Raw genomic sequence first — 25,586 nt, 5'->3', positions numbered from 1 at the left:
ATCGACTCCCCCGTTTGCTTCTCTTCGCTTCTGCTCCAATCCCCAAAATCGAGCTCGAAAACGATGACTGACACCACTGCGGATGCGCATGCCGGCCACGAGCACGGACACGGTGACGGACCTCACCTAGCGCACCACTTCGACAGCTACCAACAGCAGTTCGACACCGGAAAGCTCGGTATCTGGCTGTTCCTGGCGCAGGAGATCCTGTTCTTCAGCGCGTTGTTCGTGGCCTACATCACGTACCGCGCGATGCACCCGGAGGTCTTCATCTGGGCGCACTACTACCTGGACACCCAGCTCGGCGCGATCAACACCGGCGTGCTGATCGTCTCCAGTCTCACGGCTGCGTGGGCGGTGCGCTGCGCTCAGAACGCGAACAAGCAAGGTTTGGTGATCAACATCGTGATCACCATCGCCTGCGCTTTCGGATTCTTGGGCATCAAGTACAAGGAGTACTCGCACAAGATCCACGACGGTCTCGTGTGGGGTCCCGCGGACGCCGAAATTCCCTGGATGCGCCACAACCCGAAGGAAGAGGTGTGGGAGCTCCACGAGTTCCGAGCGCATCACCCTGAGGTCGCGCAGGCCGCGGAAGAGGCTGCAAAGGAAGGCAAGAGCCGCGCGCAGATCGCCGAGATCGCCCGTAAGGCCGGCGGAGGCAAGGACTACGGCATCGTGCGTCCGAACCACTCCAACATCTTCTTCGGCATCTACTTCTTCATGACCGGCCTCCACGGTATCCACGTCATCGCGGGTATCATCGTGTGGGTTTGGCTACTGATCCGCGCCCTGAAGGGCCAGTTCGGGCCGAAGTACTTTGGTCCAATCGACTACGCCGCCTTGTACTGGCACTTGGTCGACTTGATCTGGATCTACCTCTTCCCGCTGCTTTACCTGATTCACTGAGAACAGGACCCTGACCGATGGCAAAAGAGAAAGCCGACAAGGCAAACGCTGAAGCCGAAGAGGCCAAGGCCGCCGCTGACGAAGACGAAGACGAGGAGAGCTCGCCCGAAGCGACCTCGAACGCGGACTCGGACGACGAAGACTCAGATGATGAGGACTCGGACGACGAAGACTCAGATGATGAGGATTCGGACGACGAGGACGAAGAAGACGAGGACATGTCGAACGACGATGAGGTGACGAAGGCCGAAGGCCCCGACGCCAAGAAGCGTGGTTCGGATCATCCTCCGGCCAAGAGCGCCAAGGACGATCATGGCCATGGCGCCCACGACGATCACGACGATCACGGGCTCGCTCACACGATGCCCATCAAGGGTCTGATCGGGGTCTGGGCAGCGCTGATGGTGCTGACGGTCCTGACCGTGAGCGTCACCCGCTTCGACATGGGCTACACGCTGAACCTCGTGATCGCGATGGTGATCGCGACGGTCAAGGCCGCCCTCGTCATGCTCTTCTTCATGCACCTGTGGTGGGACAAGCGCTTCAACGTGCTGATCTTCCTCAGCTCGTTCCTCTTCGTGGCGCTGTTCGTGGGCCTAACCGTGAATGACCGCGGCGAGTACCAACGGGACATCAACGCGTACGACGACGCCAAGGCGCAGTAAGCCGCCCAAGCGCCCCACTACGAAGAGCTCGACCTTGTCGGGCTCTTCGTGTTTTGTGGTCCTCCAACGCACCCCGAGTCACACGCGTCGGCTCGCTACCCTCGAGGCGTTGAGCGACGGCATTTGATCAACGATGCCGAAGGGTTGCCGAACGGATAACCGAGCCAGGGCACATCATCCGACAAGCGAGCGTATTTGGAGTGACGATGAAGAGCGCAGCGGCCAAGAGTGGGGTGTTGTTGGGGGCCGGATTGGTCCTGGTCGGCTTCTTCATGGCCTGGTTCGGCTTTTCGTTTGGGCCGGCTTCCGTATCCATTTCCGGGTGGCAAATAGCGAAGGTCGCCTCCCAGCGCGGAGCGCAGTACTACGCAATCTACCTGTTGCCCCTTGGCGCGCTATTCGCCGGCGCTCTCGCCCTCACGAACAAGCGCGGCGCCGCGAAGGTGGCGCTGTTGGTCGGCGGCGTATTCCTGCTGTGGTCGCTGGCGGAGGTGCTGCTGCTCCTGTGGCGCACCACATTTCTCGGTTTGTGGCTGACGCTGTTAGGCGCGGGAGTGCTCTTCTTCGCTGGTCTCCTGGCGAAGCGCCCCTAGTGTCCTGTCTCCGTAGTTCGCTGCAAAACTCGCCCGCCCCCGTCTGGTCGAGTTGTGCGCGGGCACGGTCGTTGTTGATTGGCAGGGTGTTTTTCAACACCTGCTAGAGCTTAGCCAGGGGTTTGGGGGGAGAGGCCAAACTGGTCGTCCAGCTTCTTCACCTGGGCGCGCACCAACACCAGGGCGAGTCCCCCAATGATCACGTTGGCGATCGTCACGCCCAGGAACATCCCGTACAGACCCTCGATCATCGCGCCCAGCAGCGCGAGGGGCACCGCCAGGACGAACAAGCGGATCACAATCACCATGCCGGCGTTCAGCGGTCGGTTGATCCCGTTGAAGACGCTCACCGCGAAGACGGACACGCCGTAGGCACCGTAGCTGATCGGGACCAAGCGCATGTACCAGGCAGCGGGGGTTATCACATCCCCCTCGGAGCTGAACCACCCAGCAATCAGCGGGGCAGCTACACCGAGCACCAGCGCCACCCCTAACCCCCAAACCACGCAGGCCTTGGCTCCGAACTTCAGTGCCTCGCGGATACGAGCGCTCTTGCGCGCTCCGAAGTTTTGTCCGGCGAACGGCGTAGCAGAAGCGCTGAGCGCGATGATGCCGATCATCGACAGCGACTCCACACGCGTACCCACGCCATAGGCGGCGACCGCGCTGTGGCCAAAACGCGAGGCGATGCGAGTCAGCACGGCCGCAGCGATCGGAACCAGCATATTCGTGGCCGCTGCGGGCAACCCGACAGTCAAAATGTGCTTCCAAGACTCGAGCACGCCGCTCGGTCGCAAGTAGCTGAGCGACAACATCTTCTCACGACGCGTGAGGATCCAGAACGCCGCCACGAACGTGATCATCCAGGAGATGACCGTCGCTACCGCCGCCCCCATCAGCTCCCAGCGCGGAAACGGACCAATCCCGAAAATCATCAACGGGTCGAGGACCACGTTCACGCCGCCGGCGAGCATCATGATCAGCCCCGGCGTCTTGGTGTCACCGGTCGCCCGGATACACGCGTTGCCCACCATCGGCACCACCAACAGCCCGACGCCAAGATACCAAGGCACCATATACGCCTTGATCATTGGCATCAGCTCGGGTCCCGCACCGAGCGCCGCGAACAACGGATCCAGCGTCAAGAGACCGATCGCGGCAAGCATCACCACCAGCAAGAACGCCAGCATCAAGCCATGGGTCGCGAGCCGGGTGACCTTTTGATCGTCCCCCTCGCCTATCGCGCGAGAGATGACGCTCATCACGCCGATCCCCATGCCCATGGATAAGCTCATCACAGTGAACACGATGGGAAAGGTGAAGCTCATCGCCGCGAGCGGCTCGGGTCCGAGTTGCCCGACGTAGATGGTGTCGACGACACCGAAGAGGATCACCGCACCGATGCCGAACGCCATGGGAATGGCGAGCCGCGTAAGCGTTGGTCCTACCGGCCCCTGGGTGAGATCGCGCTTGGCCGCCTTCGGGGGTTCGGTCACCTCTTGAAGCGCCGCGGTCGGCTCGGAGCCAGAGGCCGATTCCGGCGTGGGGGATGAAGCGGACAACCCAGCGTTCGTAGTGTCATGACGCCCGGCTCGCAATGCGAGATCGCGCGCGTTTCAGTCCAGCCGAGCAAATCCCCAGGAAAGCCGAGCGCTACTGCTGCTCGGTCAGTTCGACCAAAGCGTCCACCACACGATCCATGCGTTGCCGGACCCCCGCGTGGTCCGTGATTCCATTGACCAGAATGCTGAACGCAAGAGGCGACTTCCCCTCGCGCAGCACGAACCCGCTGAGCGCAACGACCCGCGCGAGGGTCCCCGTCTTGGCTCGCACGGCGCGGCTAGTGCGGTGCTTGCGCAGACGCGACCGCAGGGTGCCGTCCACTCCACCAACGGAGAGTTGAGCCACGAACTCGGCAGACAGCCGCGGGTCCCGGTAAGCGTGGCTCAGGACCCGCGTCAGAGTCGCCGCGCTGAGACGGTTTGCGTCGAACAAACCCGAACCGTTGAGGATCACATCCGCAGACTGGGGAGCGGACGGGGCCGCACCGGCTCCTGATGTGCTGCTTCCCGCTGGCGTGGGAGCCGGGAATGTCCCCGGCGTCACCTGCGCAAGCCACTGAGAGACCTGCACCGCGGCTTGCTTGAAGGTCGAAGGTTCACCGGGGTTCGCGTGGGCCGCGATTGCCTTGAACAGCATTTCTGCGTAGAAATTGTCACTGTCCTTACCCAAGCGCTGCACCAGGACGTTGAGCGGCGGTGAGGGCACGTGCACTAGCTCCCGCTTCTCTCCGGAGCCGCCGGGCTTCACGCTCCCCTTGATATCAACGCCAAGGCTCGTCAGAGCGTGGGCCAAGGCGAAGCCGGCGAGTAGCGTCGGGTCATCCACCCGCTTGGTGAAGCGCTGCCTCGGCAAGGAGTCCGCGACACGGCCGTCGAGCTCGGCCCGAAGCTTGTTTCCGTCGGGTACCAAACGGAGCTGCACATTTTGCCCCTTGCCCTTCTCCACCGTCTTCACCTGGCCACTGACGTTGACGAAGCCAGGCGGGTCGAACCAGATGCGCGCGGGACTGCCGTCAGTCGTCGGCACGACGTTCAGGGTGACGGTGTTCTCCTCGAGGGCAATGGCGCTCACCGGCGCACGAAAGTACGCCCACTCATTCGGCTGCTGATCGAAAGCGGGAGGCACGTATTGACCATCGAAACGCCCCTGATCGACCAAGATGTCTCCATCCACTTGGCGCAGGCCACTCTGCACCAGCGCAGACGCCAGCCGCCAGATCTCCCCCATCCCAAACGAAGGATCGCCATCGCCGCGGAGCACGAGCGAAGTGGAGTGCGTATCATTCAGCGCACCGTAGACCCCCGTGCGAAAGTTGAAGTCAGGACCCAAGAGTTCGAGCGCGGCGGCAGCCGTGACCACCTTCATGTTGGAGGCAGGGTTCAACGCGCGCTCATCATCAACGCCGGCGACGCGTCGCCCGGTCTCGACGTCCAGGACGCGCACACTGAGCTGTCCCTTGCCTTCCTTCACCCAGCGGTTCAGCTCTTCGATGCGTGAGTCGACCGACGCCGCCTCCAGCGGCTTGGACGGTTCCGGGGTAACGCTCGGCGGCTCTTGCGACAGCCAAAGTCCCCCAGCTGCTGAGAGCACACACAGCGAGGTGCCCGCGACCCAGGCATTGAGTTTCCGCATGCACCGCGTTCTAGCATCTGATACGGCATTCGGGTGACGCGGGGAGCGCTGCAGAAAGACATCACCCGTCGTCTCGTCTCGTCGACGCTCGCGCTCACTTGTGTAGCGGTTGCGGCTTGCGCGCCGTCCAGCGCTCCAAACGCAGGTTCGCAGCCAGGTTTGGAGATCGTCGTGCCGACGGAATTCAGCTCGCTGGATCCGCGTTTCACCACTCGCGCGCTGGACATCAAGGTCACGCGGCTCGTGCATGCGGGGCTCGCTGGCCTGGACCGCAACAGCCTGGAGCCAGTGCCCTTGGTGGCGAAGAGTTGGCGCTGGCGCGACGCCAGTCACCTCGAAGTCAGCTTGCGCCCCGGTCTAAAATTCCACAGTGGCAAATCACTCGAGGTCGCTGACGTGTGCGCCACACTCACGGCCTTGGCCGACAAGCGCCTCGGCAGCCCTCACCGCGTCGTCGCAGAGTCGGTCGGTACCTGTCGGGATTTGGGTGAGGGACGCCTGGAGCTCACTTTGGCCAAGCCTCGCGCCACGTTGCTCTCGGACCTTGAGGTGCCCATCCTACGCGCCGATCAGGCGGCCAGCGCCCAGAGCGCGACGGGAGACCTGGACGGGCTCGGTCCCTACCGGATCAGCCATTTCGACTGGGCCGAGGTGCAGCTGGAGGTCGTTCCGGGGCAAGCAGCGAAGCTCGGGCTCCACGTTCAGGGCTCCTCACCCCCAAACCCGGATGGAGCGAATGCAGGTACCGATCCAGCGGCGCACGTCATGATCCGCACGGTAAGGGATGAGAACGCGCGGGCGCTGCGGCTGATGGCGGGCAGCGCGGACATCGCGCCCAACGCCGTCTCCGCGACGATCTTGCCAGCCCTGGAACGGCGCCCGGAGCTCCAGGTGAAGTCACGCCCTGGCGCGAACGTCACCTATATGGTGTTCCAGAACGATCGTGCCCCGACGCGCGAGCTGGGGTTCAGGCAGGCAGTCGGTCACGCGATCGACCGCAAGCTGCTGGTCGAGACTTTGCTCGCAGGCAAGGCCCAAGTTGCGAGCGGGCTGTTTCCGCAAGGACACTGGGCGGCTGACCCGGAAGCCAAGCCCCTCGGCTTCGACGTCGGGCGGGCACGCTCCGTGTTGACTCAGGCCCCGGCGTTCACTCTCACGACGAGTACGGATCGCGCGCGCTTGACCATCGCGCGCGCCATCGCACAAATGCTCACCGATGCGGGCGCGACGGTGCGGGTGGTGGCTCTCGATCTCGGAGTGCTGCTCAAACGCCTGGACGCCGGTGATTTTCAGCTCGCAGTGCTGCAGATGCCAGAGCTCACGGAGCCCAACATCCTCAACTGGTTCTTTAATCCGCGCGGAATCCCTGGTGAAGGAGGCGAGGGCAAGAATCGCGCGCGCTACCGCAACCCCGCGGTTGGCACCTGGCTCGACACGGCGAGCAAATCCAACGCGCGAGCCGAGCGGCGCGCGCTGTACCGGCAAATCGCTCGGCAAATGGCCGACGATTTACCGGTGCTTCCACTCTGGCATGAGGACCAGGTGGCGGTGGTTTCAACGCGCGCGCAAGGCTTCGAACTAGACGCCGTTGGCCGCTGGGGCGCGCTCGCCGGAGCCTCCGATCCCGCATCCCCTGCGGGCAACTGACAGATTCTTGCTGGGCGCTTGCTTTTCGAGGCAGATCCAGTCAAAAGGCCGCGAGTCATGAGTGACGGGAAGTCAGCATCCGCTCCGCTCGTTCGGACGCCGTGTGTCGGTCGTTCGCTCGCACGTGGCGCCGCGCTAGCCGCTGGGCTCGCCTGTCTTGCCGTCGCTGCTCCGGCGTCCGCTGATGAGCCGGTGCGTGACGAACGTCACGACCCGGACGTCTATCCGCCGGATGGCGCGCGGCCCAACATGTTCATCGCAGGCGCGTTGACCACAGGGATCTGGTACGGAGCCGCGGTCAGCTTCTCCTATCTGTGGCCGGATGCACCGGGCGCGAACGACCTGCGCATTCCCGTTGCGGGACCTTGGATGGCGCTGGCTGACACCGGCTGCGCGGACACCGATCCGGGGTGCAGCACATTCACGGTGGTATTGCGGGCGATCCTCACCACGATCGACGCCGTGGGTCAGGCCGGCGGCCTGCTCATCATGGCGGAAGCTGCGTTCCTGCACACCGACTCGGGCGCACCCAAGCGCCGCCCCAAGCCGAAGGCGGCGGGGGTCAGCGCAGCACCGTGGGTCTCAGGTGACGCCATGGGCCTTGGCGTGTTCGGCAGTTTCTAGCGTCCTTCTCGAAGTCCGCGAGACCGCGCCGCGTGCTGGTCGACGCGGGAGAAAAACACCCAACCGTTCGCAGCGTTGCACGCTGCGACAGATTAACGTGTGCACAGGAGAGGTAGCCGTGTTACTTGGAACGCCCGTGATGGAGAACACACGGTGAGTCGGCGAACTAAGTTCGTCCTGGTCACCGGCGGTGTTGTCTCGTCGATCGGCAAAGGGTTAGCAGCAGCTTCGATTGGAGCCTTGATGGAAGCGCGCGGTTTGCGCGTCACCCACATGAAGCTCGACCCCTATATCAATGTCGATCCCGGGACGATGTCGCCGTACCAGCACGGAGAAGTCTTCGTAACTGATGACGGCGCAGAGACCGATCTCGATCTAGGTCACTACGAGCGCTACACGTCGGCGCGCCTTTCGCGCGCCTCAAACCTAACCACAGGACGCATCTACGAGGCGGTGATCTCGAAGGAGCGTCGCGGCGAGTACCTGGGCGCTACCGTCCAGGTGATTCCCCACATAACCGACGAAATCAAAGCAGGTATCAAGCGCGCCAGTAAGGACGCGGACATCTGCATCATCGAGATCGGCGGTACCGTGGGCGACATCGAGTCGCTGCCTTTCCTGGAAGCCATTCGCCAGCTGAAGGTGGAGGAAGGCAACGAGAACGCTGTCAGCGTTCACGTGACGCTCGTCCCCCATATCGCGACGGCAGGCGAACTGAAGACGAAGCCCACCCAACACTCCGTGCGGGAGATGCGGGAGATCGGCATTCAGCCGGATATCCTGATCTGTCGCTGCGATCGTCCGATCGCGCGCGGGTTGAAGGAGAAGATCGCGCTCTTCTCCAACGTGAAGGTGGACAGCGTCATCTCCGCGGTGGATGTCGGCTGCATCTACGAGTTGCCGCTGGTGCTGCACGCGGAGGGACTCGACGATCAAATCGCTGAGCGCCTCAACATCTGGTCACGGTCTCCGGACCTTGCCGCATGGAAACGCGTCGCGGAGCGCTTCAAGAAGCCTGGCAATGGCAGCGTGAAGATCGGCATCGTCGGCAAGTACGTCCACCTCAAGGACAGCTACAAGTCGCTTCACGAGTCCATCGTCCATGGTGGCCTCGAGAACGACGTGAGCGTGCAGTTCGAGTACATCGACTCGGAGCAGCTTGAGGGGGCAAACGCCGCCTCGATCCTGGTCGGCCTCGACGCGATCCTCGTGCCAGGTGGCTTCGGCGACCGCGGTGTGGAGGGTAAGATCTCGGCGATCCGCTTCGCCCGCGAGAACGGCGTGCCCTATTTCGGGATTTGCCTGGGCATGCAGCTCGCAGTGATCGAGTTTGCGCGCAACGTCGCGAGTATCGAAAACGCGACCAGCTCCGAGTTCGAGAAGGACGCGAAGCATGCCGTGATCGACCTGATGCCGGATCAGCGCGGAGTCACCGACAAGGGCGGCACGATGCGCCTTGGCGCGTATCCGTGTGAGATCAAGGCAGGGACGAAGGCAGCGGAAGCCTACGGCGAGCTGAAGATCAGCGAGCGTCACCGTCACCGCTACGAGTTCAACAACGAGTACCGTGAGGCGCTCGAAGGCAAGGGACTCGTACTGAGCGGATTGTCGCCGGATGGTCGCCTAGTCGAGCTCGTGGAGCTGCCGAATCACCCCTACTTCGTTGGGTGTCAGTTCCATCCTGAGTTCAAGAGCCGCCCCATGTCGCCCCATCCGTTGTTCTCGAAGTTCGTGGCCGCAGCGGTTGCTCGGCGTGAGGAAATCAAGAAAGCGGCACAGAGTGACGCGAAGGATGCTCCCGAAGCTGGTCTGAACTGAACGGCCTAAAAGCAGCCTGATTGACGGCCCGATGTCATCTGACGTCGGGCCGTTTGGCTTTTGTTCGCGGCGGCGAAATAAACAGCGCCCTTGGGCCAAGTGGTATGCGTGACCTTGAGGCCCGGCGCGCAAATCTCACTTTCTGTGTCACGCCCGGCGCCTTCGAGTGTTTGACCACTGAGACTGCGGTTCGGCGTCCTTACGACGCTGCACCTCAGCAGTTTCCGCAAAGAAACAAAGCGACGAAAGCTCACGTCCCTGCCCTCGGCCTGCCCAGGGTTGAGCTGAGCGCGGCGTCGCCGCACCTACGTCCAGCAAACTAGCGCAGCCATCGCTTCGCGACGACGCGGACCTCCATCCAGAAACCTCGGAGAAGACCATGACCACTAGCAACATTTCGTCCCGCAGCTCGTTCCTCAGCTCCAAGCTAAGCGCACTCCTCAGCGTCTGCTTTCTTGGTGCAACACTCTCCGCCTGCACGGCACAGGTAGGGGGCAACACGGTCGCCCGCGCACCCGCATCGAGCGCACCCCGTGCCCTGACCATGGAGCCCACCGACGTGATCCTCGGACAACGCCCCGCGGAAACGCCTCTCGAAACCCCTTCCGTGCGCACTTCGCTGATCGAGGATGCACAACGCAGGAGCCAGGAAGAGTTCAGCACCCGCCAGACGGCGGCCAACGCCGCGCTCAGTCGCGCTGGCCGCGTCGGCTCGAAGTCCGTCGGTCAGTCAGCGCGCTGGTCGAGCTTGAATCGATGAGGCGGGGGTTGGCAGCGCGGTCACGCCTTGGGCGGCGCCAGCAACCACAGGCTTGGTCCTGCCTGCACCTGGACGCGCTCAGCCTCCAGGAGGTCGCCGTCGAGCACCCACGGCCCCGGACCGTCGGCGAACTGCAGCAGGAGCTGACTGGTCAGCCCGTCAAAGCCCCCTCGGCCTTTCAGCGGCCGCCCGCGCAACACTCGGTGCACCTGCGGCCCGAGCTTGCGCGGTCCGAGAGAAGACGCAACCACATGAGGTCGCTCCCAATCCTCACCAGCTCGGTAGCAAACCTGCATTCCGAGTCCGACGTCACGAATCACCGAGCACAGGACCAAACTGAACGCATCCGCCTCGAGGGGGCCAGAGTCCACCGCGATGCGGCAGGGTAGCGGATCGAGCACACTACGGGCGTACGTATCCTCCCGGAAAGAACCCGCCAAGGTACGCGCAACGATACGCGCAGCAGCGGCGAGCCCTTGACCGCCCTCCAGGTAGTAGCGTTTGAAGAACCGCGCGACGAGTCCGGTCCCAAAGATGAAACCCACGCGTTCTTCGAGCTCACCCCGGTTGCTGCTCGTCACCGACAAACTTGGGCGGGCGACAAACTGCGCCTCTGTCCGTAGGGCCAACTCGAGCCCATGCACTGGGTCCCTCGGCTGATCGAAAGCCTGAGCGACGGTCGCCACGGTACCTGCCGGGAGGAACGCCAGCGCGAGCCGTCGGCGCGCCCGTGGAGCTGCCAGACGGCCCGCGCGTGCCAGCGCACTCACCCCCTCCATGAACGTGCCGTCGCCGCCGCAAAGCACGAGCCGCTCCACGTTCTCTCGGCTCAGTGTCTGAACCACCCTCGAAAGCTCAGCCAGGGTCTCGGTGACGAACACCCGCGCCCGGCCATGGGCGAGTTCCGTCAGGCGCTGCTGCAGCGCGGGGTCCTTGCGGAGCCGGGCCGCATTGGGATTGAGAATGAGCGCCTGCATCTCTGTGCTAGTGTCCCGAGCCTGCCCAAGGCGACTTGGGGGTGAGCAGGGTTACCTCAGGATGAGGGGACAGATGGGAAGAATGAGTCGTAGCGAGCAGCATTCGGACGGCGAGCAGGCGCGGCGTCGCGGCACGCTTGTGCGCGCCATGTGTGTCGCGGTGGGATTCTGTGCTGGCATCTCCAGCCTGACGGGCTGCGCGAAAAGCAGCGTCGTCAACACGGCGATGAACGGTGACCTAGCCACCCTTCGCCAACAGATCGCCGACGCTCAGAAGGCAGGCACCCTCGACAAAGGTGAGGTGCGCTCCCTGGCTCGAGCCGTGGCCGGGCGCGAGGTGCGCTCTACTTCCAGAGACCGCGCCGTCGATCGGATTCATCAGGTGCGCTCTTGTGCAGGCTCCCTGAAAGCGGTGCTGCGCGATCGCGCGGACCAGGCGGATGACGCCGGCGGGGAAGCGAAGCTCGCGCTGTTGGACGCTGGCATTGATCGCGACCCTGGACTCGTGAGTGAGTATAGCCACGCAGAAAGCGGCGCTTGGCGCGCCGTTGCCGCGCGGATGACCACTCAGCTGGGGCAAGCCGGGCTGAGGCAGTCGATGCTTTCGGATGGCGATGAACGCGTCCGCAGGGCCGCTCTTTCCGCGAGCCTGGATGCGCGCGACAAGCGTGATATCGGCCCCTTGCTCGAGTCGACTCGTGTGGATCCGGATCCGCTGAGCCGCGGGATGGCCGCGCGTGCCGTCGGGAACATCGGCGGTGAGCAGGTGGTGCTAGGGCTCAAAGATCTCTGGGAGCGCGCGGATGAGACGACCCGTGTGACCATCGTGGAAGCCTGGGCGATGCCCGCTGCCTTCAGGTCCGGGGGCGAGCGGCAGTTGCTTTGGGTGGTGGAGACGGGCGAATCGATGCCTGCGGTATCAGCCGCTGGAGCACTCGTCCGAGCCAAGCGCGAGACGGCGGATAGCGGCGAAGCGCTGCTGACACGGGTCGCTTCGGGAGGCGCAGCGGATGAACGGGGCCTCGCGTTGAACTGGCTGCCCCTCAGCGACGCCGACGCACTTAAGGCCGTGGAAAAGGCCTCGAAGGACCCGGATCCACAAATCAAGGCGGCGGCGCTCGCGAGGTTGCTCGAGACGAAGCAGCGAGCCGACGCCAAGAAGCAGCTTCTCAAGCTCGCCAAGGGAAAGACGGATGCCGCCTTCCCAGCGCGCCTAGCGTTGGCGCGAGCCGGGATTTCAGAGGCTGGACCGCTGCTCAAGCAGGATCTGAAAGCAAAGTCGTCGAGTGTGCGCCAGCAGGCAGCCATCGCGCTGGCTAGCCTGTCCGACTACTCGACCGCGGCGACCGCGCTGGCAGACGAAAATCCCAGCGTACGCACCCAAGTAGCCTGCTCCATCTTACTGCAGAGCGAGTGACTTGCGGCGCTGGCCAACACGGTCGGCGACTCGGCAACCACTGACTCAGCGGTCAATTCGGCGGTGACTCGGCGCGCCAACGCGTGGCGTGGACTGCCAGGAAACTCGCCTACGCAGGCGCTTGGCGTTGTGTTTCAGGCTGAGCGTCGGTAGATCCGCGGGTTATGAGTTTTCTGCGAGGGTTGGGATCGGTGGTACTCGCGGCGTCGTTGTCTCTCGGCGCCACTGGTTGCATCAAGAAGGCGCTGCTCAACGGACAGATCAAGGGCACCCGCGATGGTTCCGCGGCCGTGAACACGCTCCACGATTGGGACGTCGCTCGTTCCATCGCTCAGGCGGGCGTTGGCCAGATGGAAGGCATGCATCGCTTGGCTCCTGAGAACGAGGACGCGCTGTTCCTCCTGACGCGCAGCTGGGCAGGTATGTCCTTCGGCTTCACTGAAGACGACTACGAGGTCGCCTACGAAAAGGGCGACGACGTGATGGCTCGCTACCATCAAGCGCGAGCACGGGCTGGGTTCGAGCGCGCCGTCTTCTACGGCGTCGAGCTCCTGGGTCACACCGCGGAGGGCTTCGATTCCGCCAAGCGCAACGCCGTTACCATGCGGAACTGGCTGGTTGAGAACTTCACCGAGCCGGAGCAGGCTGAAGACCTACTGTGGGTGGGCTACGCCTGGATCGGTCGCGTCTCAGCCTCCAAGGAGATCCCGGCGATCGTCGGCGAACTCTACGTTGGCGTAGAAATGCTTCGGCGCTCCATCGAGCTCGACGAGACCATCCAGTACGGAATGGGCCACGTCATCATGGGTGCCTATCACGCCCGGACGGCCCTCGCGGAGCTGGACGAATCGAAGAAGCACTTCGATCGCGCGATGGAACTCAATCAAGGCAAGTTCCTCTCGACGCAGCTCAACTACGCAACGCGCTACTACTGCTTCAAGCGGGACAAGGCGAACTACACGAAGCTGCTGAACGAGGTGCTGGCTGCCGGTGACCCGCTCCCCGAAGCGCGCTTGCCAAACGTGATCGCCAAGCGGCGTGCTCGTCGCTACCTGGGCAACAAGATTTGGGAAGAGCCCTGCGGCTTCTCCCTCTAAACACTCTTTCAGGGGTCACACCCCATCCGACCCCGCCAGCGTGCGGAGCAGGGCCGCGAAATCGCTCGCGAGCCCGCTCAAGCGGGAAATGTTTCCAATTCTCGCGCCTCAGACGCGAATTTTTGACGGAATCTGGCATGCTCTCCGTCTCATCGAGGCCCTTAGAACCGGCCAACCAGGAGGTACCCGCAGATGATCCGAAAGCTAGTCGCACTGGCGCTCGGTGTGGCTTGTTTGATCGCTGTCACAGCAGGCAGCGCGCAAGCCGCGACCACCGTCAAGTGCGCCACGTTGGCGCCCAAAGCCAGCCCATGGGGAAAGGTCTTCCTCAAGTGGTCTGACATCGTGAAGAGCAAGACCGACGGTGGCGTCGAGATGGAGTGGCTCTGGAACGGCACTGCCGGCCCCGAGCATGCCGTCGTTGGCAAGATGAAGTCGGGTCAGATCGGCTGTGCAGCGGTTACCGCCGTCGGCCTTTCCTCGATCGACAAGTCGGTGTTGGCCCTTCAGGTGCCCGGCACTTTCAAGAGCTGGGGTGACCTGGACAAGGCCCGCGGCAAGCTCGCCAAGAAGTTCAAGAAGAACATGAAGAAGGAAGACTTCTACGTGCTTGGCTGGGGCGACGTGGGTAAGGCGCGCGTGATGAGCGTTGGCTTTGCCGTCAAGGTTCCGGAAGACCTCAAGGGCAAGAGCCCCGCGGCCATCAAGGACGACGTCATTGCTCCCGCAATCTACGAGGTGATCGGCGGCGTGACGCCGAAGCCCGGCGCGGTGACGGACTTCCTGCCCATGCTGCAGAACAAGACCATCAACGTGATGAACACCCCGGCGCTGGCTGCTGAGCAGCTCCAGTGGGCCTCTCGTCTCGACCACATGAACTCCGCCGAGACCGCTTATGCAATCGGCGCGCTCGTGGTCACTGAGAAGACCCTCAAGGACATGCCCGCTGACCAAGCGAAGGTGATGAAGCGCTACGGCAAGAAGGCCGCGAAGCGTCTCACGAAGAACATCCGCGCGGCTGACGACGCGGCGTTCAACCGCCTCAAGAAGAAGATGACGACCCACGATCCCACGGCTGCCGAGAAGGAGCAGTGGAAGGGCGTCTTCAAGAAGGCCTGCCAGAAGCTGAAGACCTCGCTCCCCGGCGACGTGCTCAGCCAGATCGGCGCCTGCTGAGTCCATCCGTGGACTTGGCCTGAGCAAACGCTCGGTCACATGCATAACTGGGTCGGCCTCGTGCCGGCCCAGTTTCGTTTTGTGCACTCGAAGGCGCGGCGGGGGTGACGAGACGGCCGGATTTCGCGTAGCGTGATGTCGCTGCGCTCATGGCCAAAAAATCCCGAAAGAAAGCCTCCGGTCGTCGTGATGAAACCAAGGCCCAGGGCCCCAAGGAGGCGACTGGGAAGGTGACATCCGGCAAGGAATCAGACCCCGAGGAAACGAGTGACGAAGTTTCGGGCGAAGCGAACGAGGAAGGTGACTCCGACGAGAGCGACGACGAGTCGCCTGACGCCGCCCTAGACTCGAAGTCCGAGACCGACTCGAAGTCGCAGACCACCTCGAAGTCGCAGTCCGACTCGGGATCCGAGGACGACTCGACATCCGAGGATGACTCGGAGGACGAACCGAGCGAGTCGCAGCCTCCCGCAAAGTCCGCTGGCGGTTCCGGAGATGGTGGGGGTGAGGAGCCCAAGCCTGCCGCTTGGGGGCGCCCGCTGATGCGCCTAGACCAGTTCTGGACCCGCTTCGAGATGCGGTTGTGCGCCCTAGTGCTCGCGCTGGAGGTCTTCTCGCTGTCGCTGTGGGTCGTCTTGAAGGGCATGAGCGCCCGCGCCGACTCAGGCTCGAACGCCGGCATTGTTTTCCGCGCGGTAATCGGAGCGGTGTTCCTTGGGTCCCTCGGCTACTGGGCCCTGAAGAAGCAGCCGATGATGGTCAGGCGCTTGGTGGCCATCGCTGGCGTCGCCATCGGTCTGTTTGGAGCGAAGGCGTGGGCCAACTGGGGAGTCGAGTACAGCTCCAACCTCCTGAACTGGTACCAGCAGGCATCTAGCCTCACGCTGCTTGGCGGTCTACGCGGCATTGGCACACGCTTGACGCTACTGCTGGCGCTGCTCGGCGGCTCCCTCGCGACGGGAGCGGGCAAGCACATCACCATCGACGTGGTTACCCGCATGGTCAAACCCGTCGTACGCAAATGGATGGTGCTGGTCGGCTGGGTCGCCACCGCGGCAATCTGTTTCGTGGCGTCATGGGGTTTCTTCGATCACGTCGCCATCGAGTCATTCGGCGCGAAGAACGACGACCCCGCCGGCAAGAAGATCTCCACCAGCTTCGAGGCGCTCGGCGAGAACTTCTTCATCGCCCGCAAGCAGCTTGGGCTCGACTTCAAGACGCTGCCCCACGTGCTCAAGGGCGAGAACTACTCGAGGTACCTCTCCGGTAAGGAGTGGAACGAGTGGCTTCAAGACTCAGGCATGGCCGAGCACTATGGTGAGGAGGCGATCGCGGGCATTCGCGTACCTGATGACGCAACCCGCGCGCCGATCGTCGTCATCCCAGGCAAGGGGGAACCTCGTGGCGAGCTCATCAGTACGGCGAACCTCGTGTTCCCGATCGGCCTCTTCATCATCTCCTTGAGGTTCATCCTGCTCACTCTGCTCGTGCTGAGCGGGCATCGCACAACGGAGCCGGAAGAAGACGCGACCTTCGCCTCCGACCAGCCCAGCGGGGGTGACCCTCCACCAGATCCAGATCCCCCCGGAACCAAAGATGAGGCGCCGGAGGACGACGAAGAGAAGCCTTCAGCGGCAGACCCTGACGACTCGGAGAGCAACGAGACTAGCGAAGAGGAAGCTAGCGAAGCTGCCGACTCCGAAGGCTCCGAGGATGACAACGCGGACGAGGATGACGACGCAAAGACGTCCGACGCGAAGGCATCCGCCTCCAAGCAGGAGGCCGCCTGATGCCTATTCTACTCTTCGTCTTGGTCTTCGCGCTGCTCGGCGCACCAGTGTTCGCCGTTATGGCGGGCACCACCGAACTCGCGTGGCTGCTGCACCCGAATGAGAACCTGCGCTTCGTGCGCTTCCTCGCACCAGACGTTCTAGACGACCGCTTCGCAGGGTCGCCGATTCTGGTGACGGTGCCGCTCTTCACCTTCGTCGGCTACTTGATGGCCGAGAGCAAGACGCCGCATCGCCTGGTGCGTGCGTCGACCGCGTTCTTTGGTTGGCTACCCGGTGGGCTGGCCATCGTGTGTATCTTCGCCAGCGCCTTCTTCACGACGCTCACGGGTGGCTCCGCCGTTACCATCGTCGCGATCGGCGCCTTGCTGTACCCAGCCTTGCGCGAGCGAGGTTACCCGGAGAAGTACTCGCTCGGTTTGGTGATGACGGGCGGAAGCCTTGGGTTGCTCCTCCCCCCCTCCCTACCGATCCTCGTCTACTCCCTGGTCGCTGGCATCGACTTCACCAAGGCGTTCAAGGCCACGCTGATCCCCGGGTTCTTGGTCATTGCCCTGTTGAGCGCCCACGCGATGTACGTGGGTATCAAGGCGAAGATCCCGCGCTCCAAGCCAGATGTGAAGGAGATGGGCGCGTCCCTCTGGGAGATCAAGTGGGAGCTCTTGATCCCCGTGATCATCCTGGGTGGCTTGTTCACGGGCGTCACTGCGATCGATGAGGTCGCGGCCATCGCAGCGCTCTATGTGTTCGTCATCGAGGTCTACGTCTACAAGGACCTCAAGCTGAAGGACTTCCCGCGCATCGCCAAGAACTCGATGGCGCTCGCTGGAGCCATTCTGCTGATCATGGCGATGGCCATGGCGCTGACGAACTACATCATCAGCGAGCAAATCCCGGCGAAGCTCTTTGCCTGGGTTACCTCGATGGGTGTCACCAAGCCGTGGCACTTCCTCATCACATTGAACGTGTTCTTGTACATCCAAGGCATGTTCATGGACGGCTTCAGCAGCATCCTGGTGGCGGTGCCGCTCTTGATTCCGTTCGCGGCCAAGTTCGGCATCTCGCCTTTCCACCTGGCAATGATGTTCTTGCTGAACCTGGAGATCGCGTACCTGAGCCCCCCGCTCGGGCAGAACCTGTTCGTCGCGAGCTTCCGCTTCAACAAGCCGATGGTGCAGCTCTATCGCATCGCGGTTCCGTTCATTCTGATCTTGGTGGTTGGGCTGGTGATCCTGATGACCACGCCCAAGCTGTCGACGGTGGCCGTTCAAGGTGACATCGACAAGGCGAAGGCAGAGTCCGCCAAGTACAACGAACCTCCACGCGAAGCCTGGCTGATGGAGTGCGTCCAAGAGGATCGCAACAACCCGAAGCCATGCACTGAAGAGGACAAGGCGAAGTGGGCCGCGCCCAAGCCGGCGGATACGGGCGACGGGAATCCAGCTGATGACTGGGACGACGACGACGACTGGGGCGACGACGACTCAGGCGACGGCGCCAAGAGCGGCGACGACGACTGGGATGACGACGGCGACGACGCGGACGATGATGATGACGACGACGACGACGATTCCAAGGGAACGCCGACGGAGTCAGACGCTGGCGCAGCCAACGCTGGAGACGCCGCTGCCAAGCCCGCGGACGACGATGACGACGATGACGACGACGACGATGACGATGACGACGACGACGACGATGACGACCTCTAGCATCTGAACTCAGACCAGCGGCGCGCACCAACTCCCGGTGCGCCGCAGTCTCTCGGTGCGCCGCAGTCTCTCGGTGCGCCGCAGTCTTTCAGTGCGCCGCTCTGCACGAAAACCAACCAGAACCCAACGCGGCCAGCGTCATTCACGAAGCGCTCGCGGTGAAGTTCAGGAATGTCCACGTCGTACAGTTCAGTTGAGATGAACCCCAACTCATCCAACGAGTCGGCGGCGGTCTGATCTGCCAGACCAGACCCCAACGCCAAGACCCAGGGATCGAATCCAGCTTGCCCGGCGTGGCGGCACACAGCTCAAGCCCGTGACGGTTCGCTTGGGCATTCGGAGTCGTCGAACGGATCCTCAGCAACCTGACGGCGCTCAATCACATGACGCCATCGTCGCTCGCCTACCTCTCAGGTAATCGCGCGACGGCGCTGAGTTCCGCATGCTCTGCACATCCCTGACCCAAGGAGTGAACGATGGAACTCAACGAACTGATCGACTTGCACCTAGAAGCCTACGCCGAATCTGATTCCGCACGGAGAAAAGAGCTACTCGCTCAGGCGTGGTCCCCGGAGGGCGACTTGGCTGATCCACCGATCGAAGGACGCGGCTACGCAGGCATCGCGAAGATGGCCGAAGCCACGGTCACGGCACCAACTCTGGCAAGACGAGCGTGCGCCCCAGCGGGGTGAGGGCGCTCGCTCGTCAGCAATTGCCAACGCTCCGTGCCTCGCTCTCCGTCACCAGATGGAGCCCGCCGAGCGTGCGCCCCAGCAGGTGAGGGCGCACGCCCGTCTTCGAGGCTCCACGTGTGTGCCGTTTCCCCTGTTGATCGAGGGGGCGTTTCCCACGCCCCCTCCCCCGCAAGCGGGGCCCCCACCCCGATCGGCAACACCGAAAAGCGACCGAGACCGCAGACGCTCAAAGACTGAGCCGCCCCGCATCCTTACGGCAACGCCCAACGCACACCGTTGGGAAGGAGACTCTGTTTCCGCGCGTAAGCGCGCGAAACAGAGGAGGGGGCTTCGGCAAGCCCCCTCAGAACAGTCACGGCACCAACACTGGCAATGACGAGCGCGCGCCCCAGCGGGTGAGGGCGCTCGCTCGTCAGCACTTGCCAACCCTCTGTCCGTCGCTCTCCGTCACCAGACAGGAGCCTGCCGAGCGGGCGCCCCAGCAGGTGAGGGCGCACGCTCGTCTTCGAGGCTCCAGGTATGTGCCGTTTCCCCTGTTGATCGAGGGGGCGTTTCCGACGCCCCCTCCCCCGCAAGCGGGGCCCCCACCCCGATCGGCAAACACCGAAAAGCGACCGAGACCGCAGACGCTCAAAGACTGAGCCGCCCCGCATCCTTACGGCAACGCCCAACGCACACCGTCGGGGAGGAGACTCTGTTTGCGAGCCTGCGAGCAAAACAGAGGAGGGGGCTTCGGCAAGCCCCCTCAGAACAGTCACGGCACCAACACTGGCAATGACGAGCGCGCGCCCCAGCGGGTGAGGGCGCTCGCTCGTCAGCACTTGCCAACCCTCTGTCCGTCGCTCTCCGTCACCAGACAGGAGCCTGCCGAGCGGGCGCCCCAGCAGGTGAGGGCGCACGCTCGTCTTCGAGGCTCCAGGTATGTGCCGTTTCCCCTGTTGATCGAGGGGGCGTTTCCGACGCCCCCTCCCCCGCAAGCGGGGCCCCCACCCCGATCGGCAAACACCGAAAAGCGACCGAGACCGCAGACGCTCAAAGACTGAGCCGCCCCGCATCCTTACGGCAACGCCCAACGCACACCGTCGGGGAGGAGACTCTGTTTGCGAGCCTGCGAGCAAAACAGAGGAGGGGGCTTCGGCAAGCCCCCTCAGAACAGTCACGGCACCAACACTAGCAATGACGAGCGCGCGCCCCAGCGGGTGAGGGCGCTCGCTCGTCAGCACTTGCCAACCCTCTGTCCCGAAACCCTGTATTGCTCGAGGGGCTTTTCCGAAGCCCCTCCCCCAGCTTCGCTGGGGCCCCCTCCCGATCGGCGAGAGACGTATCAATCCGGGCTCAGATCTTTCGCAGCTTCCATCGACCCGAGCGGAAACGCAGGGCCATGATGATGGTGAGCATCAGCACGTAGACGACGGCTGCGGACCAGATGCCAACTAGGCCGAAGCCCATCGTGATACCGAGCACCCATGCGAGAGGCACGAGGCAGAAGAAGTGGAGCACCAGCTCCACGATCATCACGAACACCGATTCACCCGCTCCGAACAGCGCCTGGGTCAGGATCATGCCGCAAGCAATCAGCGGCGTGATGATGCCCATCATGCGCATCGGAACGAGGGCCGCGCTCATCACCTCAGGGCTGTCGTTGAAGAACGCGATGGCCTGATGAGGGAAGACCACGCCTTCCAGGAAGCCAACGACGCCGAACACCATCAAGCCGAGACGAACTGAAACCCAACCGTAGCGCTCTGCTTGATCGGGCTTCTTTTCGCCCATGGACTGGCTGACCAGTGTGGCGGTCGCGGTGCCGAAGGCCAGACACGCGGTGAAGGTGAGCTTGAGGATGGAGACGATGACCGACGTGGCAGCCAGGTTGTGGTTCGCACTCCCCCCCTGAGCCGCACTCGCGGCATCCAAGCGGCCGACGATCACACTGAAGAGACCAAAGCCGAGCATCACCGCGATGGTGGCAATTCCGCTCGGAATACTGAGCTTGAGGATGTCCCAGGTCAGCGCCTTGCTGCGGGCGCTCATCGCGAACGGCTTGAAGGGTACGCGGTACTTCGCCTTCAGAGTCCACGCGACCATGATCGCCAGGCCCACCCAGGTGCAGAGGGCGTCGGCGAGACCGGCGCCTTCGATGCCCATGTGGGGGACACCGAGCTTCCCGAAGATGAGCACCCAGCACAGGAAGATGTTGAGCGCGTTCATCACCAGCGCGCTGACCATGTGCACGTGGGTCTTGCCGAGGCCGTCGAAGAAAGCCTTGAAGCTGAACGTGATGACCATCGACGCGATGCCGAGCAAGCGCCAGTTCAAGAAGCTCTGCGCAGCCTCCCGGACTTCAACCGAGGGCAGCGCAAACTTCAGGATGGTGGGGGTCAGCGCGTAGGCGATCACCGTGGTGATCACGCTGGCGACCAACGAGAACATCCAGCTGTTGACGAGGACCTCACCCGACTTGCGGTAGCGCCCCTCAGCGAAGCGCCGAGCCGCGATGGCTTGAGTGCCAACGGAGATCGCGCTCAGCGATCCACCAAACATCCAGAGCAAGACGAGAGACGGAAACAGCGCGGCTTGAGCGTTCGAGCGCTCCGGCTCTGCCAGGTAGCCAAAGAAGAAGTTGTCGATCTCGTTGACGACGCTCTGGCTGAGCATCGCTAGGACCGTTGGCAACGCGATCCGCAGCACGAGGGCGTACGCGTTCTTGCTGGTGTCGATCTTCAGCTCCGAGGCGATCTGAGCGCTCGGGGGAGGAATCGACACCGAGTCGTCTGCTCCCAACTCGCGCGGAGCCGTCTCGACGGCCGGGAGCTGTGATGCCTCCCCGACTGCGCTGTCGTCAGGCGCATCCGTCGGGATGCGCCCGGAATCGGTTGGCGCTGATGAGCGCGCAGCAGGCGTGCTGGAAGACATGAGGGGTGGGGTGAAACACGCGCTGCGAAAAGCGCGACGCACAGAGCTGATGGTGCGTGTCGCTGGAGCTTTAGAGCGGACCCTGCCCAGGCGGCAAGTCCGGCGCGAAAAAAGCGGCCTCCCAGTCTTGGAAGGCCGCTCGTTGTGTTGTGTTTTCAGTCACTTCCACAGAAGCCTGCGGAAACTTCAGCGAGCACCCGCAGCCATTGAATCGGCTGCTCGAGTCCGCTCGCTCGCGGGCTCCGGCTCACCCGGTTGAGGCTCAGCGCAGCGCGATCGCTTGCTTACCACCGTACATCTGAAGCAGCTGCTTCGCCTCCGTGGAATCGGGCTTGTCCTTGAGGAGCTCGGCGAGGGTCTTGATCGCCGCATCGCGCTTGCCAACGGCACGCTGCATACGCGCGAGGTGGATGCGAGCCTCGGCGCTGTCATCGACCTCAGCCCACTGCCTTGCCACGCGGTGCGCCTCGCCCCACGCCTTCATGTTCGCCGCCGCTTCGCTCCAGGCCTTGAGCACGTCGGTGTTCTTGCGATTGTTCTTGCCGAGCTTGCGCAGCATGTTGAAACCCTTGATGCGCTGCCCGGCGTTCATCATCGCCTGAGCCTGGGAGATCTGCTCGTTGACGGCGGCGTCCTTCGAGAGCTCGCTGGCCTTCATCGCCGCGGGAGCGGCAGCGACGGCGGTGGGCGTCGCGACGGGGTCCGCATCTCCCTTGAGCTGAGCAGTGGCGTCGTCAGACTTTTCCGCAGGGGAATCCGCTTCGACCGCATCCTCGTCTGCCTTAGCGACCGCTTCGCCGCCCTCGTCCTTGGCGTCCTTCGTGTCGGCTTCCTCGTCAGAGGCCTTGCCGTCCGCCGACGCCGTCTCGGTTTCAGCGCTGTCATCCGCGGTGGGGTCGCCGTCTTCCTGGTCGCCCATTTCGCTGCCTTCCTCGTCGGCGGCGGCGACTTCCTCACCCTGGTCGTCTCCTGCTCCCTCGGCGGCGTTAGCCTCGGCGAGCGGTGCCTCCTCCAAGGTCGCGGTAGGTGTCTCCTCAGCGGGCGCCTTCTTGCCGATCATCGCCATGGCGCGGGCACGCATCTCGGGGTTTTGAGCTCCCGCGATGGCTCCTCCCGCGACGGCTATGCCAAGCGCGGCCAAGATCCCCGTGGCAATGGTCCGGCGACGACGCTGACGCTTTACCGGCTCTTGCAGCGCGTCTTCTAGCGCTTCGCGAAGCTGGTCGGCGGACTGGTAGCGTTGCTCGGGTTCGGTAGCGAGTGACTTCTGAACGGTCTTGTCGAACATGGCGGGGAAACCTCGGGTTGGAGCTCGTCGACGCAGGCTCTCCGGTTGACCCCGGAGCTTCTTGTCGAGCAAAGCGACAGTGGTTGAAGCGACGTGCGGCAGGCGACCGCTCGCGAGTTGATACAGCACGGCCCCGAGCGCGTAGACGTCACTGCGTTCATCGACGTCGCCGCGCACCTGCTCTGGTGCCATGTATTCAGGAGTTCCGACTAGGTGCAGAGCACCGCCGTCGGCGACCAGCTCGGCGCCCAACTTGGCGACGCCAAAGTCGAGCAGCTTGACTGTGCCGTCACGCAACAGGAAGAGATTCCCGGGCTTGATATCCCGGTGAACTACCCCAGCGGAGTGCGCGCAAGACAGCGCGTTGCAAGCTTGAATGCCAATGCGCACGGCCTGACGCCAACCGATGGTTCCCTCTCGCTCGAGCAGCTGGCTCAGGTTCTCACCGTCGAGCAGCTCCATTGCGTAGAAGGGTCGCCCGTCAGTGGTGGTGCCGTAGTCGTACAGGGTCACGAGGTTCTCGTGGCGCAGGTTGGCGACGCTGCGCGCTTCCACGGAGAAACGCTTGAGCTGAGCCTCGGAGCCCTTGGAGGCGGGCAACACCTTGAGCGCCACGCTGCGCTTGAGATCAACGTGCTCCGCCTCGAACACCTCTCCCATTTCACTCTGCGCCATGCGGCGCACCAGGCGGTAGCGAGTGCCAGGCAAGAGCGAGCTGTCTTCTTCAGGGGCTGCCGCAGCAGGCTCCGGAGCGGCCGCGTGAGCTTGGGGGGAGGTATCTTGCACTGGCTCCGGGGCAACGACGGGCTTGCTCTGGGGTTTCGGCGGGGCTGCCTGAGCGGTCTTTTTTGGGGGAGAGGCGCTCTCGGGGGCGCTCTTCGGCGCCTGCTCGGCGCTGGCCAGTGCGGGAGTCGGCGACGCTGGCAGTGCACGAGGCAGGCTCTGCGCCTTGCGCATCACTGCTACCAGGCGGGCGAACTCCGCGCGGCTCTTTGCTGGTTCCGCAGGGTAAAGGCGTCCCATCAAGTGCGCGATGCGGGCGCGCACGCTGGTCTCGCCGTTCGCCATACTCGGCGCCTTTTTCAACAGGCGCACCAGATCCGTAACGGCATCCTTCGCCGAGGCGTAACGATGCCCGAGGTCGGGCGCAGTCATGCGCGCGATGATTCCATCCAGCTCCGCCGGCGCGCCGAACTCGGCAGCCAGAGGCGGCGGGTTGCGCTTGCCCTGAGCAACCTGCGCCAGGTGCTCACTCGCGTCCCCTTGCAGGAAACGCCGGCCAGCGACGAGCTCCCAGAGGATGACGCCAACGGCGTAGATATCCGCAGGGATCCCCCCGGGAGTTTCATTCGCAACCTCCGGCGCGACGTAGCCCGGTTTGGCGAAGACAATGCCTGCAACGGTCTGGCAACGTCGGTTCTCGCCGCGAGCGGTACCGAAGTCGATGAGTTTGACGTCGCCGCCATAGCCAACCATCACGTTCTGCGGGCTCAGGTCGCGGTGTACGATCCCGAGGGGCTTGCCGTCGGCGTCGGTGCGCTCGTGAACGTGAGCCAGAGCGTCTGAGAGGGTGACCGCCACGGCGACCGCGTCAGCCCAGCCAATGTCGAGCTTCAGCTGGATCGCCCGAGTGCGGACTTCACCCAAGTTGCGGCCTTCGACGTGTTCGACGACGACGTAGGGGTTGCCCTCGTCGTCTTTCGCGGCTTCCAGGATCTGCGCCACCCCGGGGTGGTGGAGCTGCGCCTGAATCCGCGCCTCATCGAGAAAGCGCGCGAGGAAGGAGCGATCCCCGGCGTGGTCCCGGCGAATGATCTTCAGCACACAAGGCCGCTCGGCACCTTCGATGCCGCCCGCGGTGGCGAGGAACACCTCACCCATCCCGCCTCGAGCGATCTGACGCAGAAGCGTGAGGTGAGCGTAACGACGGGGCAGCCCTTGAGCAGCCAGCGCCTGCGCGAAGCTGCTGTCTGCCGCCTTGCTTCCTCCAAGGGTTCCGCCGCGACGCGAGGAGTTTGCTTGTGATTTCGAAGCATTAGGTGCCGGGTTCGAGGCTGCCATGCGCCCAACCTGCACGATGTAGGATAAAGTGGTCAAAAAAGCAGAGCGCATTTCGGACGCGCGGTAGGCGCGGACGAAAAGCAACCCAGCGGACGCGCGGTAGGCGCGGACGAAAAGCAACCCAGCGGACGCGCGGTAGGCGCGGACGAAAAGCAACCCAGCGGACGCGCGGTAGGCGCGGACGAAAAGCAACCCAGCGGTCGCGCGGTAGGCGCGGACGAAAAGCAACCCAGCGGACGCGCGGTAGGCGCG

The 25,586-nt window shown here is 63.7% G+C and carries 18 protein-coding genes; 13 read left to right on the top strand and 5 right to left on the bottom strand.

The window, feature by feature from the left end; all coding sequences use genetic code 11:
* The first annotated feature begins 63 nt into the window (after positions 1 to 63).
* The 3 genes from H6718_23745 to H6718_23735 all read left to right on the top strand — a co-directional run bounded on the left by H6718_23745 (position 64) and on the right by H6718_23735 (position 2,167).
* Positions 64 to 909 carry a cytochrome c oxidase subunit 3 family protein gene (locus H6718_23745; protein ID MCB9588442.1) on the top strand — a complete coding sequence of 282 codons (846 nt, stop codon included), beginning with the start codon at positions 64 to 66 and terminating at the stop codon, positions 907 to 909.
* Between the two features lie 218 nt (positions 910 to 1,127).
* Complete coding sequence (locus tag H6718_23740; GenBank protein MCB9588441.1) at positions 1,128 to 1,574, top strand: cytochrome C oxidase subunit IV family protein; 447 nt, start codon at positions 1,128 to 1,130, stop codon at positions 1,572 to 1,574.
* A 206-nt stretch (positions 1,575 to 1,780) separates the two neighbouring features.
* Positions 1,781 to 2,167, top strand: coding sequence for a hypothetical protein (locus H6718_23735; GenBank protein MCB9588440.1), 387 nt, complete (start codon positions 1,781 to 1,783; stop codon positions 2,165 to 2,167).
* 110 nt (positions 2,168 to 2,277) lie between these two features.
* Here H6718_23735 and H6718_23730 read toward each other — a convergent pair whose 3' ends face one another.
* Positions 2,278 to 3,729 (bottom strand): MATE family efflux transporter, encoded by a 1,452-nt coding sequence (locus H6718_23730; protein ID MCB9588439.1) that lies wholly within the window; start codon positions 3,727 to 3,729, stop codon positions 2,278 to 2,280.
* Positions 3,730 to 3,820: 91 nt separating this feature from the next.
* Positions 3,821 to 5,362, bottom strand: a complete 1,542-nt coding sequence (dacB, locus tag H6718_23725; GenBank protein MCB9588438.1) for a D-alanyl-D-alanine carboxypeptidase/D-alanyl-D-alanine-endopeptidase — start codon at positions 5,360 to 5,362, stop codon at positions 3,821 to 3,823.
* 171 nt (positions 5,363 to 5,533) lie between these two features.
* On the opposite strand from dacB, the gene H6718_23720 reads away from it, so the two are divergent.
* From H6718_23720 to H6718_23705, 4 genes are all read left to right on the top strand, one after another.
* Entirely contained in the window at positions 5,534 to 7,009 is a 1,476-nt protein-coding gene (locus H6718_23720; GenBank protein MCB9588437.1) for an ABC transporter substrate-binding protein, read from the top strand.
* A 57-nt stretch (positions 7,010 to 7,066) separates the two neighbouring features.
* Positions 7,067 to 7,633 (top strand): hypothetical protein, encoded by a 567-nt coding sequence (locus tag H6718_23715; protein ID MCB9588436.1) that lies wholly within the window; start codon positions 7,067 to 7,069, stop codon positions 7,631 to 7,633.
* Between the two features lie 153 nt (positions 7,634 to 7,786).
* Complete coding sequence (locus H6718_23710; protein MCB9588435.1) at positions 7,787 to 9,451, top strand: CTP synthase; 1,665 nt, start codon at positions 7,787 to 7,789, stop codon at positions 9,449 to 9,451.
* Positions 9,452 to 9,830: 379 nt separating this feature from the next.
* Complete coding sequence (locus H6718_23705; protein ID MCB9588434.1) at positions 9,831 to 10,211, top strand: hypothetical protein; 381 nt, start codon at positions 9,831 to 9,833, stop codon at positions 10,209 to 10,211.
* Positions 10,212 to 10,231: 20 nt separating this feature from the next.
* Here the strand turns inward: H6718_23705 and H6718_23700 are convergent, their stop codons facing one another.
* Positions 10,232 to 11,188 (bottom strand): hypothetical protein, encoded by a 957-nt coding sequence (locus H6718_23700; protein ID MCB9588433.1) that lies wholly within the window; start codon positions 11,186 to 11,188, stop codon positions 10,232 to 10,234.
* Between the two features lie 82 nt (positions 11,189 to 11,270).
* Between H6718_23700 and H6718_23695 the strand changes: the two genes are divergently transcribed.
* The 6 genes from H6718_23695 (at position 11,271) to H6718_23670 (ending at position 19,069) form a co-directional block, all read left to right on the top strand.
* Positions 11,271 to 12,605 carry a hypothetical protein gene (locus H6718_23695; protein ID MCB9588432.1) on the top strand — a complete coding sequence of 445 codons (1,335 nt, stop codon included), beginning with the start codon at positions 11,271 to 11,273 and terminating at the stop codon, positions 12,603 to 12,605.
* 164 nt (positions 12,606 to 12,769) lie between these two features.
* The gene (locus tag H6718_23690) at positions 12,770 to 13,702 is read left to right on the top strand and encodes a hypothetical protein (GenBank protein ID MCB9588431.1); all 933 of its coding nucleotides are present in this window, start codon (positions 12,770 to 12,772) and stop codon (positions 13,700 to 13,702) included.
* 192 nt (positions 13,703 to 13,894) lie between these two features.
* Complete coding sequence (dctP, locus tag H6718_23685) at positions 13,895 to 14,878, top strand: TRAP transporter substrate-binding protein DctP (protein MCB9588430.1); 984 nt, start codon at positions 13,895 to 13,897, stop codon at positions 14,876 to 14,878.
* A gap of 149 nt (positions 14,879 to 15,027) precedes the next feature.
* A complete protein-coding gene (locus tag H6718_23680) occupies positions 15,028 to 16,668 on the top strand; it encodes a TRAP transporter small permease subunit (protein ID MCB9588429.1) in 1,641 nt (546 codons plus the stop codon).
* Positions 16,668 to 18,377 (top strand): TRAP transporter large permease, encoded by a 1,710-nt coding sequence (locus H6718_23675; protein ID MCB9588428.1) that lies wholly within the window; start codon positions 16,668 to 16,670, stop codon positions 18,375 to 18,377. Before H6718_23680 ends, H6718_23675 begins: the two co-directional genes overlap by 1 nt.
* Before the next feature lie 476 nt (positions 18,378 to 18,853).
* Positions 18,854 to 19,069 carry a hypothetical protein gene (locus tag H6718_23670; GenBank protein MCB9588427.1) on the top strand — a complete coding sequence of 72 codons (216 nt, stop codon included), beginning with the start codon at positions 18,854 to 18,856 and terminating at the stop codon, positions 19,067 to 19,069.
* A gap of 1,338 nt (positions 19,070 to 20,407) precedes the next feature.
* Here the strand turns inward: H6718_23670 and H6718_23665 are convergent.
* Positions 20,408 to 21,727, bottom strand: coding sequence for an MATE family efflux transporter (locus H6718_23665; protein ID MCB9588426.1), 1,320 nt, complete (start codon positions 21,725 to 21,727; stop codon positions 20,408 to 20,410).
* Positions 21,728 to 22,247: 520 nt separating this feature from the next.
* Positions 22,248 to 25,334 carry a protein kinase gene (locus H6718_23660; GenBank protein ID MCB9588425.1) on the bottom strand — a complete coding sequence of 1,029 codons (3,087 nt, stop codon included), beginning with the start codon at positions 25,332 to 25,334 and terminating at the stop codon, positions 22,248 to 22,250.
* Positions 25,335 to 25,586 lie beyond the last annotated feature (252 nt).

The organism is Polyangiaceae bacterium (genome assembly GCA_020633205.1).
Lineage (GTDB): Bacteria > Myxococcota_A > Polyangia > Polyangiales > Polyangiaceae > JAHBVY01.
This window is presented reverse-complemented; position numbering and strand designations above follow the sequence as displayed.